13 protein-coding genes are annotated in these 13,310 nt (G+C 59.7%); 1 reads left to right on the forward strand and 12 read right to left on the reverse strand.

Going from position 1 to position 13,310, the window contains the following annotated elements; all coding sequences use genetic code 11:
- Positions 1-10: 10 nt before the first annotated feature.
- The 10 genes from ACNQ62_RS00440 to ACNQ62_RS00485 form a co-directional block, all read right to left on the reverse strand.
- The gene (locus ACNQ62_RS00440; protein WP_009824184.1) at positions 11-427 is read right to left on the reverse strand and encodes a CopG family transcriptional regulator; all 417 of its coding nucleotides are present in this window, start codon (positions 425-427) and stop codon (positions 11-13) included.
- Positions 428-505: 78 nt separating this feature from the next.
- Positions 506-1,927 (reverse strand): UdgX family uracil-DNA binding protein, encoded by a 1,422-nt coding sequence (locus ACNQ62_RS00445; protein WP_418093923.1) that lies wholly within the window; start codon positions 1,925-1,927, stop codon positions 506-508.
- Positions 1,927-3,162: a putative DNA modification/repair radical SAM protein gene (locus ACNQ62_RS00450; RefSeq protein WP_418093924.1), complete on the reverse strand. Its 1,236-nt coding sequence runs from the start codon at positions 3,160-3,162 to the stop codon at positions 1,927-1,929. The genes ACNQ62_RS00445 and ACNQ62_RS00450 overlap by 1 nt, the downstream gene beginning before the upstream one ends.
- A gap of 112 nt (positions 3,163-3,274) precedes the next feature.
- Complete coding sequence (locus ACNQ62_RS00455) at positions 3,275-3,649, reverse strand: response regulator (RefSeq protein WP_005848648.1); 375 nt, start codon at positions 3,647-3,649, stop codon at positions 3,275-3,277.
- Entirely contained in the window at positions 3,646-4,746 is a 1,101-nt protein-coding gene (locus tag ACNQ62_RS00460; RefSeq protein ID WP_340245308.1) for an HWE histidine kinase domain-containing protein, read from the reverse strand. Before ACNQ62_RS00460 ends, ACNQ62_RS00455 begins: the two co-directional genes overlap by 4 nt.
- A 77-nt stretch (positions 4,747-4,823) precedes the next feature.
- The gene (locus ACNQ62_RS00465) at positions 4,824-5,819 is read right to left on the reverse strand and encodes a nitrate reductase (protein ID WP_418093925.1); all 996 of its coding nucleotides are present in this window, start codon (positions 5,817-5,819) and stop codon (positions 4,824-4,826) included.
- Positions 5,820-5,999: 180 nt separating this feature from the next.
- Entirely contained in the window at positions 6,000-6,788 is a 789-nt protein-coding gene (locus ACNQ62_RS00470) for a heme ABC transporter ATP-binding protein (protein WP_418093926.1), read from the reverse strand.
- Positions 6,788-7,852, reverse strand: coding sequence for a FecCD family ABC transporter permease (locus ACNQ62_RS00475; protein WP_418093927.1), 1,065 nt, complete (start codon positions 7,850-7,852; stop codon positions 6,788-6,790). The genes ACNQ62_RS00470 and ACNQ62_RS00475 overlap by 1 nt, the downstream gene beginning before the upstream one ends.
- Positions 7,853-7,856: 4 nt before the next feature.
- Positions 7,857-8,717 (reverse strand): heme/hemin ABC transporter substrate-binding protein, encoded by an 861-nt coding sequence (locus ACNQ62_RS00480; RefSeq protein WP_418093928.1) that lies wholly within the window; start codon positions 8,715-8,717, stop codon positions 7,857-7,859.
- Positions 8,714-9,769: a hemin-degrading factor gene (locus ACNQ62_RS00485; protein ID WP_418093929.1), complete on the reverse strand. Its 1,056-nt coding sequence runs from the start codon at positions 9,767-9,769 to the stop codon at positions 8,714-8,716. The genes ACNQ62_RS00480 and ACNQ62_RS00485 overlap by 4 nt, the downstream gene beginning before the upstream one ends.
- Before the next feature lie 216 nt (positions 9,770-9,985).
- On the opposite strand from ACNQ62_RS00485, the gene ACNQ62_RS00490 reads away from it, so the two are divergent.
- Positions 9,986-12,013 carry a TonB-dependent receptor domain-containing protein gene (locus tag ACNQ62_RS00490; protein ID WP_418093930.1) on the forward strand — a complete coding sequence of 676 codons (2,028 nt, stop codon included), beginning with the start codon at positions 9,986-9,988 and terminating at the stop codon, positions 12,011-12,013.
- A gap of 51 nt (positions 12,014-12,064) precedes the next feature.
- On the opposite strand, the gene ACNQ62_RS00495 is transcribed toward ACNQ62_RS00490, so the two are convergent.
- Both ACNQ62_RS00495 and ACNQ62_RS00500 read right to left on the reverse strand, forming a co-directional pair.
- Entirely contained in the window at positions 12,065-12,505 is a 441-nt protein-coding gene (locus ACNQ62_RS00495) for a c-type cytochrome (RefSeq protein ID WP_037966964.1), read from the reverse strand.
- A 54-nt stretch (positions 12,506-12,559) separates the two neighbouring features.
- Entirely contained in the window at positions 12,560-13,300 is a 741-nt protein-coding gene (locus ACNQ62_RS00500) for a copper-binding protein (protein ID WP_260006033.1), read from the reverse strand.
- Positions 13,301-13,310: the final 10 nt, after the last annotated feature.

Raw genomic sequence — 13,310 nt, forward strand, 5'->3', positions numbered from 1 at the left:
GATGCCGGAGCTAACTGATCCGGTCGCCGAGTGCTTTCTTGACTTCGGTGCTGGCTTGAAGCGCCCCCAGCACGTTGATGGAGCCGATAGTCGCAAGGGCCAGCTCTGGCGTCACATCCCGCGCGATGCGGGCCAGACCCACCACCTTGATGTGCAGCACTTCGTTTGCCGCCTGCACCGCCTCGAGGTCCGCGACGGAGTAATCGCGCAGACCCATTTCCATTGTGTGACGGTCGATAGACCGTGTCACCGTCTCCGACTGGTGATCCAACTGCTTGCGGATCGCCGTGCGGATGAAATCGCTGCGGTTGGAATAAAACCCCTCCTGCACCAGCAGGTCGATCCGCCCTAGATCGACAAAGCCGAGGTTGATCGTGATCTTTTCGTTCTCGGGTTGCTTTTCCCGTAGCTGCCTGACGTTGCTCATCTCGACTCTCCATCCATGTGGATGGTATATGGCATCCAATAGCCATATTGCAACTGCCCCATAAGAGATTTCGCCTTTTCAGGCCAACATTCGTACGGCGGCGGCCAAGTCGTCTTGAAATTGGGCAGTTGCGTCCGCTTTGGCCTGAGGATCGGGGAGGCGCAAAAGATACGAGGGGTGTAGCGTCAGCAGGACCGGCGTGCCTGAAGGCGTTTGTTCGATCGTGCCACGGCGGGCGGTGATGGCATCGCGCCGTCCGGTCAGCCCCTCGGCGGCCGTCGCCCCCATGCCCAAAATCAGCTTGGGTTTGACCTGTGCGATCTCGGCATCCAGCCACCAGCGGCAATGCTGGATCTCGGACGCATTGGGCCGTTGGTGCAGTCGCCGTTTACCGCGCGGGGTGAATTTGAAGTGTTTCACTGCATTGGTCACAAACGCCTTGTCCCGCGCCAACCCCGCCCGCCCTGCGATCTGATCAAAGAGCTGCCCCGCGGGCCCGACAAAGGGTCGTCCGCTTAAATCCTCCTGATCGCCGGGCTGTTCGCCAACAATCATCAGCTCGGCATCCATGGGGCCCTCGCCCGGTACGGCCTGTGTCGCATTGCAATGCAGGGGGCAGCGGGTGCAGGCGGCGATATCCTTGGCCAACGCGTCTTTCGGACCCTCCCACGCGGATTGATGCGCGGCGAGCTGCGCCTGTACCTGCGCCAATCGCTGCGGCGGAAAGGACGGTGCTGCCTCGGCCATCGCGCGGGCACGGGCGGGGGCGTCGGCGATCATCTGGGGGATATGCGCCGCCTCGGGCATGTTCTTCCAGTATTTCTTGGGCATCTCGGATTGCATGGCTTTGACCATCAGCCGCGCGGGGTTAAAGATGTTCTGGAAATAAGTGATCCACAGCTGTTCGCTCGCGTCTTCAGGTAGGGCGGGCTTTTCCTGCCCCTCGCAGAAGGTCAGTTTGCCCCCCTCGAAAATCGCGCAGACATCCGGCGTAAGAATGCGCCAATCCATATCGCTGAACCGACGCAGAAAGAAATCGGCAGTGGGTTCTACAGTGTGATACGTCGGCTCGAACCACGCGGCAAAGGACCGGCGGGGGGCATCGGGCGCGCCAATCTCGCGGAAACGGACGAAAGCTTTCATCTTGTGCTGGCAGCGATGCACGTTCTTCTCCATCCGCCGCAGACGCGACAGATCAGCATCGCCGCGATCCGTCATCAACTGCGGCGCGTCTTTCAACCGCCAAAGAAATGCATAAAGCCGCGCAAACCGTTCGGGGTCACTGTGCCAGACGACACTGCTCGCCATGCTGATGAAGCTACGCGGCACGGTCACTTGCCCGCCCGTCTGCACGGGGGCGGTGTCGCCAAAAAGATCGGGCACCGTGCTGGTATCGCCCCACAGGATCGCCTCGGGCGGGATGCCGGCGGCCAGAAACTGCCGCGCCGCATCACGCCACGCCTGTACCGTGCCGATCTTGGGCATGACCGCGCGATGCATCAGAACAGGGTCAACTGTTCAGGCGGCGGCGCAAACCGCGCGCGCAGGTCGATGCTGTCGGTCAACCCGCCGGGGGACCAGCCCCCAGCAGTGACAAAGCTGCGGGCCTTTTTCATAGATGCACCCATGCGGATCAGATCCTCGTAGCGCAGGGTACGGTGGCGGCGGGTGGACAGGATGCGGTTCACCGTCTTCACTCCGAACCCCGGCACCCGCAGCAGCAACTCGCGGGTGGCGCGGTTCACATCCAGCGGGAACACCTCGCGGTGCACCAGCGCCCATGCGAGTTTCGGGTCGACCTCAAGATCAAGGTTCCCGTCCGCGGTGACGGATGTAATCTCGTCGAGCTGGAAGTCATAGAAGCGCAGCAGCCAATCCGCCTGATAAAGCCTGTGTTCGCGTTGCAACGGGGGCCGGATCAGCGGCAGCTTGGCCGAGCTGTCAGGGATCGGCGAGAAGGCTGAATAATACACGCGCTTGAGTTTGTAGCTGGAATAGAGCCGCGTGGACTGGCCCAGAATGGCCGCATCATTCGACCCATCCGCCCCGATGATCATCTGCGTCGACTGCCCCGCAGGCGCAAAGCGTGGTGGGCGCTTGCCGGTGTGGGATTTGTCTTTCGACACCTCTTTACGCAGCCGGAAATCGGCCATCGCTTTGCGGATCTGATCGGGCTTCTTTTCGGGGGCGTATTGCTGAACGGCCGCATCGGTGGGCAGCTCGACGTTGATCGATAGACGGTCTGCCAGCAGCCCTGCTTCGGCGATCAACTCTGGCGCGGCGTCGGGGATGGTTTTCAGGTGAATATAGCCGCGAAAATTCTCTTCGTGGCGCAGCTTGCGCGCGATCTGCACCATGTCCGACATCGTCGCATCGGGCGATTTGATCACGCCCGAGGACAGGAACAGCCCTTCGATATAATTGCGGCGGTAGAATTCGATGGTCAGCTTCACCACTTCATCGACACTAAACCGCGCCCTAGTGACGTTAGACGAGGCACGGTTGATGCAATAGCTGCAATCATAGATGCAGAAATTCGTCATCAGGATTTTCAGAAGCGAGATACAGCGCCCGTCCGGCGCATAGGCATGACAGATGCCCGACCCCTCGTTAGATCCCAGCCCCCTGCCATCGCGCGAGTCGCGTTTCGTCGACCCCGAAGAGGCGCAAGACGCGTCATACTTCGCGGCGTCGCTCAGGATTGCCAGTTTTTGCTCTACAGATTGCTTAGCCATATGTTCACTATATGTTCACACATGGCCGATGTCACTGGGGCAAAGCAGCCCTGCCCTGCGCCGCAGTGTCGCGGCGCGCGGGATTTTGCCTGCGGGTCCTTTTTGGGAGGCCTTACTCGGTCTCTAGGCTTGGGTAGACGCGGCGCAGCGTCTCGATCAGCTTCTGACTACTCACGGGCTTTTTCACCACACGGTCATCTGGCCCGAGAAAGCTGATCTGGTCGGCGTCATATGCGGTGATGAACACAAAAGGGATACCCCGTTCGCGCAGAATATCCGCGACGGGTTTCGATGTCTTGTTGCGCCCAAGGTTTACGTCAAGAAAGGCGATATCAATATCCCCGTCGCGCGCTTTTTCCTTGGCGTCTTCCAGATGGATACTGGGGCCGACGACGTTAAAGCCGATGTCTTCCAGCAGGTCGGACATCTCGAATGCGACCACGACCTCATCTTCGACGATGAAAATATTCTGAGGTTGATTTGTCATTCTACTGCCTGCTCTTCCGTCTGTTGCGGCATCTTCAAATGCCATTCATATCCATCTGGCCCGAAAACCGTATCGATTTTCCCGCCTGTTTCCGCCTCGAGGGCACGCCCTGTGATGAAGCTACCAAAACCTGTCTCGCTGGGTTTCTCGGCGGCAGGGCCGCCTTGTTCCACCCAGTGGAGTTCAAGGAGGGAACCCTCGGCGGCACTTCCTTGTTCCCAAGATAAATTCACAACACCGTCAGGAACCGACAGGGCACCGTATTTCATCGCGTTTGTCGCCAGTTCATAAAATGCCATCGACAAGGACAGCGCCTGGCGCGATGGCACCTCTACCTCCGGCCCCGTCAACGTGATCCGACCGCCGCCAATAGGGTCGAGCACATCGGCAGCCACGGCACCAATCGCAGCACGGTCCCATGTGGTGCCCACCAGTTTGGAGTGGGCCGTCGCATAGGCGTTAAGCCGTTGGTCAATCGTTTCGCGGATACCGCGTTGAATGCTCATCTTGCGCAGCGACTGGCTGACGATGGATTTCACCACACTAAATGCGTTCTTCACACGGTGGTTCAATTCGGCAATCAGGATGTTCTGCGCCTCGCGCAAGCGGCGTTCTTCGTCGATGTCGATCAGGGCGACGGTCGCACCGATCCGCTCCCCCTCGCCGTCGAGCACCGGCTCGCCAATGATCCGCATCCAAAAGCGGGTGCCGTCGCCGCGCTGATAATCCACGTCGATCTCGACATGGTCCTCGCGGTTCTGGATCACCCGCGCCAGAGGGTATTCGTGGCTTTGTACACGGGACCCATCAGCATGGTACGATACCCATTCGCCATAGGCGTCCACGTCGTCCGAATGCAACACAGGGTGGCGCACCATCTTTTCGACGTGGCTGTTGCCGTAGATAATCTTGCCTTCGGCATCGGCCATGACGACCCCGACGGGCACCGTCTCCATCATCGCTTCGAGGAAGTTCAACCGATGCGACGCCCGCTGCGCCTGTTTCTTCGGCGCATCCGCGTCAACATTCTTTGCCGCCAGCTCTTCTTGCACATGCAAAAGCTCTGTCGCCATCTTGTCGGTGGGCTGTGTCGGCATGGTTTGTCCTGGGTGATTGGTGCGGTGTGTCGGTTGACATAGACCGTCAGACGCTGGTGTCTAGGGTTAGCCGACCGTCAGGCATCGCTATTATGCGCGATAACGCTTGGAATGTATCCTTTAAACTTTGCCGATAAAGTGCTTCTGATTTGAGATATTGCTGTATGCGGAAATTCATCCAGACTCTGGATGCAAGCGAACTTTTTCTCAGCCTGCGCAAGCTCGACGAGGTGGGTTTCGCTGTAATTGGTAGGTTTTATATAAAGCACGTCCCGCGTGTCGCGCAACACAGCCCTGTTCGCCTTAAGCTCCAGGTGGTTGCAGAGACCTACGGGAAGAAATTGTGAGACGTCGCGAAACTTCGGGCGAATTTGCCGCCGTAAGACAGCATCATTCTGCGAGAAATAATGCTTCATGGTTTCGGTATTTAGAACATGCGGATGGTGTTCAAGTTGAACATACCTATCTCTGCCCGCCAACATAGCTGATGTAGCTTGGGCGGTTTTATAATGCGCAGGTAAATTCCCCTTACGAAACATTTTATAGCGCAAGCGCCGCAAGCTCAATTTTATGAGAAGTGGGTTAACCGACCTTTCGCGCCCGCAAACCTTCAATTTACCATCAGCGTCAAAGAAATCGTCTTTCGTTACCGGACCATTAAAGAAAAAATCATCATTGAAGTACAGAAAATTCGCAGACAAATCCTTAATGCGCCACAGCATTGTTTCAATTGACAGCGAATTGAACGTTGGAAGGTACTCTTCATACCCCTCGAAAATTTCCGAATGGCTGACCACGCGGATTTTTTCCGGTGGGCAAAGGCCCTCATCAATAAAGTCTTGCAAATGGGCAGGTGTCTGATCGGCAGTTACGATATAGATGCGATCAATGAAAGGCGCGTATTTCAAGATAGATGCGATGCAAAAGTAAATTTCTCCCTTGTCATCAAACCTAGTGTCATAAGTCGCATTCGAAGGCTCGGCCTGTGAAAGTCCCGCCGCTTCCATCGCCGCAAGGCGGTTGTTTTTGTGTGTAGGGTCGTTTCCATCGACCCAAGCGATTACAGCGTCCATCTAACAGAGAAACCCTCACATTACATTACATAGCCCCTTACAATCATGTGCTTGAAAGCGTTTAGGGGTTGCGCAGCAATATTCTCGTTAAAGTTTGAACGCAAGCTAACCAAATCGTATTCCGATCACCGACTTACTCCTGAGAGGTTTTTTAGGTGCCAATAGCACCCGAAAACAGCCCTACCCCATACGCTCCTCTGCGACGTGTGGCAGGATATAGTTTTGACCCGCTGCAGCGGGCGTATTGACTGTCAGGGTGCAGCCATAGGCTTGGGACAGGATGGCGTTTTGCATCACGTCGGCGGGCGCGCCGTGTTTCAGGATCTGGCCGTCTTTGATCATCGCCATGTGATCGGCGAACATGGCCGACAGGTTCAGATCATGCATGACCGCGACCACGCCGCCGCCGCGATTGGCGAAATCTTTGAGAAGCCGCATCACCATAAGCTGATGGCCGATATCCAGACTGGCAACAGGTTCGTCCAGCAGCAACCAACGGGGCAAGCCGTTATGCACCGGATGCCAAACCTGACAGAGCACGCGGGCCAGCTGCGTGCGTTGCTGCTCTCCGCCCGAAAGCTCTTGATAAAGCTTGTCTGCGTAGCCCTCTAGCCCCACGGCATGCAGGGCGCGGGCGGGGATATCGTCGCGGTGTCCCGATATGCCGCGGCGTAGCCCCATGCGCACGACCTCGGCCACGGTAAAAGGGAACGCAAGGGTGGCTGACTGCGGCAGCACCGCGCGCATGGCGGCAAGTTCCCACGGGTGCAGATCGGCGACGTTTTCGCCGTTCAGCAGAATGCGGCCGGTGAAGTCGACCTCGGCCGTGATCGCCTTGAGCAGCGTCGATTTGCCCGACCCGTTGGGCCCGACAATGGCTGTAAGCGCGCCGGCATTGGCGGTGAAATCGACCCCATGCAGGATGTCTTTTTTGCCGATACGGGCAACAATATCGCAGGCGCGCAGCATCACAGGTCCACCAGCCCACGGCGCCGCAGCAGGATCCAGAAAAACACCGGTGCGCCCAGAATGGCGGTGATCAACCCGATGGGCAGTTCCGCGGGCGCAATAATCACGCGGCTGATGATGTCGGCGGTCAGCAACAGCGTGGCCCCCAGCATGGCAGCGTTCACCAGCAGGGGTTCGTGATCCGGCCCCGTGGCAAGACGCAACAGGTGGGGCACGACGATCCCGATGAAACCGATCCCGCCGGACATAGCGACCGCGGCACCGGTGGCGGCGGCGACCGTGAGGATGGCGGTATGCTTCACCCGCTGCACCGGCACCCCCATATGCGCGGCTGTTGCCTCCCCGAAAGCGAGCGCATTCAGCCCGCCGCCCAAGCGCATTGCCACACCCGTCGCCAGAAGGATCAGCGGCCCCGCGATGGCGACTTTGGTCCATGTGGCACCGGCAAGCGAGCCGAGCCCCCAGAACGTCAGATCGCGCAACTGCGTGTCATCGGCGAAATAGATCAACAGCCCGCCCAAGGCCCCTGTCAGCGCGCCCAATGCAATGCCCGCCAGCAGCATCGTCGCGACAGAGGTGCGCCCACGCCGCGTCGACACGCGATACAGCAGCAAGGTTGCCGCCCATCCGCCCAGAAAGGCCGCCAGCGGGATCAGCCAAAAGCCCGCCAAGGTGAGCACAGCCACCGGCAACAGCCCGCCCAGAACGATTGCCACGATCGCGCCCAATCCGGCACCCGCACTTACCCCAAGCAGACCCGGATCCGCGAGCGGGTTGCGAAACAGCCCCTGCATCACCGCGCCTGACACAGCCAACGCGGCCCCGACACAGATGCCCATGATCAGCCGCGGCAAACGGATATCCCAAAGCACCACGCGTTCAAGCTGCGTCAGCGGCGCACCGGTCACGATCTTGGCCAGGGCATGCCACAGCGATGTGCCCGACGCCCCGATCGCAAGGCTGCCGATGGCGGCGACTGCCAGAACAGCCGCCATCCACACATGCGCCTTGCGCGCGGCACGACGGCGGTCGCGGGGCGGGGCGAAATCTGCAAGCGCTGTCATCGGATCAGTCGGCGTAAAGCGCGGCGTGCAGATCGCCGACCGCATCTGCCGTGCGCGGCCCGAACCCCAGCAGATAAAGCCCGTCCATCCGCACCACCGATCGGCTGTTCGCCGCAGGGGTGACGGATATGGCAGGCATCGCGAAAAGCTCTGCCTCGGTGCTGTTGTGATCGCCTTCACGCGCCATCATCACCAGCACATCGGGCGCTGCAGCCAGCACGGCTTCGTCCGTGATGGGTTTGTAGCCCGCAAACCCCGTGACCGCATTCACCGCACCAGCCAGTTCTATCATCGACGCGGCCGCGGTATCCGTGCCCGACGCCATGATCCGCCCGCCTTGGGTGCTGAGGATGAACATCACGCGTTTGCGCTCTGCCTCGGGCCGGTCTTGCGTCGCGCGGGACACGGCTGCCAGCTTTTGATGCACTTCAGCAGCCAGCGCTTCGGCCTGCGGCCCTTTCCCAAGCGCCTGCCCGACGGCGCGTATCTTGGCGCTGACCCCTTCGGCGGTATAGTCATCAGGGACGGTGACAAAGGGGATATCCGCCTGCGCTAGCACCTCGATTGTTTCGGGCGGTCCGGCACCTTCCTCGGCGATGATCAGCTTGGGGCCTGTGGCCAGCACCCCTTCGGGCGAGAGCGCGCGCATATAGCCCACGTCCGGCAAGGCAGCGGCTTCAGGCGGATAGCTAGAGGTCGTATCCCGCGCAACCAGCTGGTCCTGCGCGCCGAGGGCAAAGACGATCTCTGTCACTGCGCCGCCGATGGAGACGACGCCCCCTGTGGGTTCCTGTGCCGTGGCGGGCAGTGCTGTGATCAGGCCAAGCGCCGCGACGCTGATAGCGGTCGTGAAAGCGCGGATCATGCGGGCACCTCGACGTTCAGGCTCTCCAGCCCCGCGACAAGCTTGCCCCATGCGGGACGACAATCGCGCCCTTCCTTGCCGACGCCAAAGACCTGAAGGATAAGCCCCCCGTCCTTGTTGAAGGCCTCGACCGAAACAGCGGGACCGCGTTGCGTGGGCTTGTCGACGGCCCAGACCTCGGCGATGTGATCAAGCCGCAGGTGCAGGTTAAAGCGGGGGTCCAGCACGTTTTGCCACGGGCCCATGGATTTCAGCGTGGTGATCGGGCCCGAATGGATCTGGATACACCCGCGATTGCCGGTAAAGACCATGATCTCAAGCTCTTGCGCGACCACCTGATGCAGCATGGTATCGACAGCAGAAGGCTGCAAAGCGCGTGCAAAGGGCTCGCCCGCGATGCGGTAGGCCCCTAACCGGTTCATCTTGAGCTTGGAGGTCAGGCGCAAGAACTGATGCGTGTCGGTCAGCCGCGCCCATTCCTTTTGCAGGATGTCCAGCTTCGACAGATCAGATTTCGGCACCTCGTCAGGTTCGCGCGGCACCACGTCAAGGCTGGGGGATTGATCTTCCTGCGTCAGCCCCGCTTTGGCGCGATCAAAGGCCGCCACATCGGACCCGTCGCGCAGAAAGATCTTATGTACCGCATCCCCCGCCGCATCGAATACCTGCAGGCTGCGGCGCGTACCGGCGTCCGTCTCCTTCTCTACGGCAAAGGCATGATGCCACCGGCTGGGAAAGAGCCGCAGGTCGATGTCATCTGTGAGGATCATCGATGCATGGGGACCGGGGTGATAGTTATCATAGGTGCCGACCTTTTCGTTCACGCAGGACGGGTTGCGGGTCAGCGCCATAACCTCGCCCAGGGTCTGGGCGGCGCGCATGATCTCGTCGGGGTGCGCATTGATACGCCGCACGCCATCGCCGGTATAAGCCGCCAGCAACTGCGCCTCGCTGATCTTGAGCTTGTCGGCCACATCACGTTCGCGCAACTGCGCGTGGTCGGCGCGAAAGGCGCGAATATCCTCGGGGGTCGGGGGAACGGAATGGGTCATGCAGCACCTTCGCCATATAGATTGAATGAGAGGGGGCTGGCGACGCGCGTCGGGCATCCGCTGGCAAAGGCGCAGATCAGAAGCTGCCCTTTATTGTTGACACTTTTAGTCGGTCTTTTTAGAACCCGCAAGAGCGCAACCCCTCTACGCCCCTTTTTTCACCGCCAGCCCCTCGCAAGCATTCCGTCAAACCTATTGCTTGCAAGGATGTCTTCGATGACCAAAGCCGCTGGAACCCGTGCCCTATTAAGGGGTACGACAAGCCTGATACTTCTTTCCCTCACCCCGCTCCCCCTCGCTGCGCAGGAGGGCTTTCTAGGCACGCTCGTTCTGGGCGAAAGCAAACGCGAGGTGCAGACCGATACGGCAGTATCCATCACCACAGTCGACCAAGAGGAGATCGAAGACCGTCAGGCAGGCACCGTGGCAGAGTTGATCGATTCAGTTCCCGGCGTAAGCCTTGTGAACGGGTCCACCCCGCAAGGGTCCGGCATCAACATCCGCGGCTTCGGCGCGAACGATATCTACGGTGCGGATTCCAAAGTCGCCGTGCAGATCGACGGGGCCACCACCGGGGCAGAGCGGCTTTACCGGATCGGCACCCAACTGTTCACCGACCCGTTCCTTTACAAGTCGGTCGATGTGATCCGCGGGTCCGTCGGCAGCTTTGAATACGGATCCGGCATCGTGGGCGGCGTCGTCCGGCTTGAGACGAAAGACGCGTCGGACCTGACGAATGGTGAGCTTGGCTATGTGTTGGGTCAAACGCTGGAGTTCAGCACGAACGGCGACGGCATCACGTCTTCCAGCGTGCTGGCATGGCAACCGACCGAAGATATGGAGTTTCTGCTGAACTACACGTGGCGCGACCAGAACGATCAGGTGGATGGTGACGGGGCGACTATCGGTAACAGCGCTTTCACCCTGCCGTCGGGTCTTATCAAGGCAAAATACAGCTTCGGCCAGAACCGCGATCAATCGCTGACCTTCAGCCTGTCGCACACCACCGCAAGCGACCGCGACGTGCCTTTTGACAGTTTTACCACCACTGCGGATTCCTTTGGCACCGTTGACCGCGATACGGAGTCCACGACCGCGGTGCTCAAGTACAGCTTTAACCCGGCTGACAATGATCTGGTGAACCTTGATGTCGTGCTATCCTACGCCGACCAACAGATCGACCAAAGCTATGTCTCGGGCAGCTCACCCCTTGAAGGCACCCCGCAAGGGGCCGGTGTTCTTGCCTTGGCGAATGCGGATCATCGATATCAAACAACGAAACTGGCGTTCAAAAACCAAAGCCTGTTCACCACAGGCGCTGTCTCCCATGATCTGCGGACCGGGCTTGAACTGATCCACAAAGAACGCCTTGATGCCAGCAACGCCCCCGGCGGCAAGGACCGTCGCGTCGCTGTCTATGCTGTGGATGACATGCGCATCACTGATGCATGGACCGTGACACCGGCGCTGCGCTACGAGACATCGAAGATCACCGGATCAGCGGCCCCGAATGATGGCACCTATGATAACAACGCGCTGATGGGCGGGCTGTCGGTGCGCTACGCCTTCGGGAATGGTTTGGCCCTGTTCACCAGTGCCGCCTATACCGAAGGGCTGCCAATGATCGACCATCTGGGCACCGATGCCGCGATCACCTCATCCGAGAAGGCCGAGACATACGAGATCGGCGCCTCGTTTGACCGTCATGATCTGTTCCGCAATGGGGACCAATTCGCGATCAAGGGTGTCTACTACGAGACCACCTTGACCGATGTCAGCAGCTATTCGGTCTCGGGGGTACGCCCGCCTGCACCGGCGCTGGACCGGGTCGAAACCTCGGGGCTGGAGCTTGAAGCCTCTTACGCGTTGGACACGGGTCTTTACTTTGACGTGAATGCCAATGTGGTGCGCGGGACGGAGTATGAACCGGGCGGTGTTTCCGGCGACTGGCGGTTGCTGCCTGCGGACAGTCTGCGGGTCACCGTGGGCAAGAAATTCGGCAAAGAGCTTGACCTGAGCTGGGAGGTCGTGGGCAACACATCCGTAACAGACGACGGCGAGACCTCGGCAGGATTTGGGGTCCATAATCTGCGCGCCACCTATGTCCCGCAAAACGGTATCCTCAAGGATACGCAGTTCCGCGTCGGGCTAGAGAACGCTTTCGACAAAACCTATACGCCGCATCTGTCGACCCGCACGGCACCGGGTCGGAACGTGAAATTCTCGATCTCGCGGATGTTCTGAAACGGCACGGGTCCCCGGGGTGCAACGTACCTCGGGGCCTGGCCCTTTGGCTTAGTCGATCCCGTTCTCGCGCTGAAGGCGACGGATGTAGGCCACAATGTCCATCACATCGGCCTGCGTGATCCCTTCGACGGGAGGCATGTTTCCGAACGGCCAGTGATGCCCCCGCACCCCGTTTTGCGCGGCCAGCAGGAACGCCCGGTCGCCGTGGTGGCTGGGTTCGTAGATCACATGCACCAAAGGCGGTGCGACGCCGTCCTGCCCTTGACCATTGGCCCCGTGGCAGGCCGCGCAAACCGCATCATAGGCGCGCTTTCCCAGCTGCTCCTGATCGGTGAAACTGTCCGGCACCTTCACGGGAGCCAAGGCCCCCTCCGCAAGCTCGGTCGGGCTGGTCTCGGGTTGATCATGATGCGAGAAATACCACCCGCCCGCCGCTGCGGTCAGCAACGCAAAGGGGACAACCCACAGCAATACACGCGATGTTTTCATGTCTTCGCCTCTTATGGGGCGGGCACCGATGCATGACCGGAGCCCGCGTGTGGGTTACTTCAACTCGACGACGGTCAGCTTGCCTTTGACGGGCTCCGCGACGAATTCGATGCTCTGACCTGCAGAGAGCTTGCCGATCATGGTTTCATCGGCGCGAAACACCATGGTCATCGCGGGCATATCAAGGTTGACCAAAGGTCCGTGATCGATGGTGACCTTCCCGCCTTTGGTGTCAACTTTCTTGACGGTGCCCTTGGTATAGACGACCTCTGCCGCTTCGGTTTCTGCCTCGGCTTTGGCGCTGACTTCGATGGGGCCGTACATGCCGGATTCATAGTGACCGGGGATCAGGCAGGCGAATTCAAACGAGCCAGCATTGGCAAAGGTCCAGATAACCTCGCCCGACTGGCCGCCCTCAAGACGGACCGAATTGGGGTCGTCATGTTCCATATCCATCTTCGCCATCATTTCCTTGTGCTTGGCGTTGCCTTCGGCGTTATCGATCACAAACTCATGCTCAAGCTCGCCCTTGTTGGTGACCTCAAAGCGGATGGTTTCCCCCTGCTCGAACGCAAAGTTGTCGGGTTCAAAGATCATATCCCCGTCTTCGGTCTCGCGCATGGTGACAGCGATGGTGCGGGTGACGTCAGCCGCCGTACCGGGTTTGCCCACTGCCATCATTTCGGCATGCTTGTCGGCGTGGTCGTCATCATGCCCGCCAGAGTGGGAACCCGCCGCAAAGGCAGGGCCGGTCAAAGCAATGGCGAAGGCGGTGGTCATCAGAAGGTTTTTCATTGTGTTTTCC

It is taken from the genome of Sulfitobacter sp. SBS6, assembly GCF_048285585.1.
GTDB classification, from domain to species: domain Bacteria; phylum Pseudomonadota; class Alphaproteobacteria; order Rhodobacterales; family Rhodobacteraceae; genus Sulfitobacter; species Sulfitobacter pontiacus.

Bases quoted from the DNA above. Each gene is read 5' to 3' on its own strand.
- ACNQ62_RS00440 (WP_009824184.1), bottom strand. From the start codon at position 427: ATGAGCAACGTCAGGCAGCTACGGGAAAAGCAACCCGAGAACGAAAAG.
- ACNQ62_RS00445 (WP_418093923.1), bottom strand. From the start codon at position 1,927: ATGCATCGCGCGGTCATGCCCAAGATCGGCACGGTACAGGCGTGGCGT.
- ACNQ62_RS00450 (WP_418093924.1), bottom strand. From the start codon at position 3,162: ATGGCTAAGCAATCTGTAGAGCAAAAACTGGCAATCCTGAGCGACGCC.
- ACNQ62_RS00455 (WP_005848648.1), bottom strand. From the start codon at position 3,649: ATGACAAATCAACCTCAGAATATTTTCATCGTCGAAGATGAGGTCGTG.
- ACNQ62_RS00460 (WP_340245308.1), bottom strand. From the start codon at position 4,746: ATGCCGACACAGCCCACCGACAAGATGGCGACAGAGCTTTTGCATGTG.
- ACNQ62_RS00465 (WP_418093925.1), bottom strand. From the start codon at position 5,819: ATGGACGCTGTAATCGCTTGGGTCGATGGAAACGACCCTACACACAAA.
- ACNQ62_RS00470 (WP_418093926.1), bottom strand. From the start codon at position 6,788: ATGCTGCGCGCCTGCGATATTGTTGCCCGTATCGGCAAAAAAGACATC.
- ACNQ62_RS00475 (WP_418093927.1), bottom strand. From the start codon at position 7,852: ATGACAGCGCTTGCAGATTTCGCCCCGCCCCGCGACCGCCGTCGTGCC.
- ACNQ62_RS00480 (WP_418093928.1), bottom strand. From the start codon at position 8,717: ATGATCCGCGCTTTCACGACCGCTATCAGCGTCGCGGCGCTTGGCCTG.
- ACNQ62_RS00485 (WP_418093929.1), bottom strand. From the start codon at position 9,769: ATGACCCATTCCGTTCCCCCGACCCCCGAGGATATTCGCGCCTTTCGC.
- ACNQ62_RS00490 (WP_418093930.1), top strand. From the start codon at position 9,986: ATGACCAAAGCCGCTGGAACCCGTGCCCTATTAAGGGGTACGACAAGC.
- ACNQ62_RS00495 (WP_037966964.1), bottom strand. From the start codon at position 12,505: ATGAAAACATCGCGTGTATTGCTGTGGGTTGTCCCCTTTGCGTTGCTG.
- ACNQ62_RS00500 (WP_260006033.1), bottom strand. From the start codon at position 13,300: ATGAAAAACCTTCTGATGACCACCGCCTTCGCCATTGCTTTGACCGGC.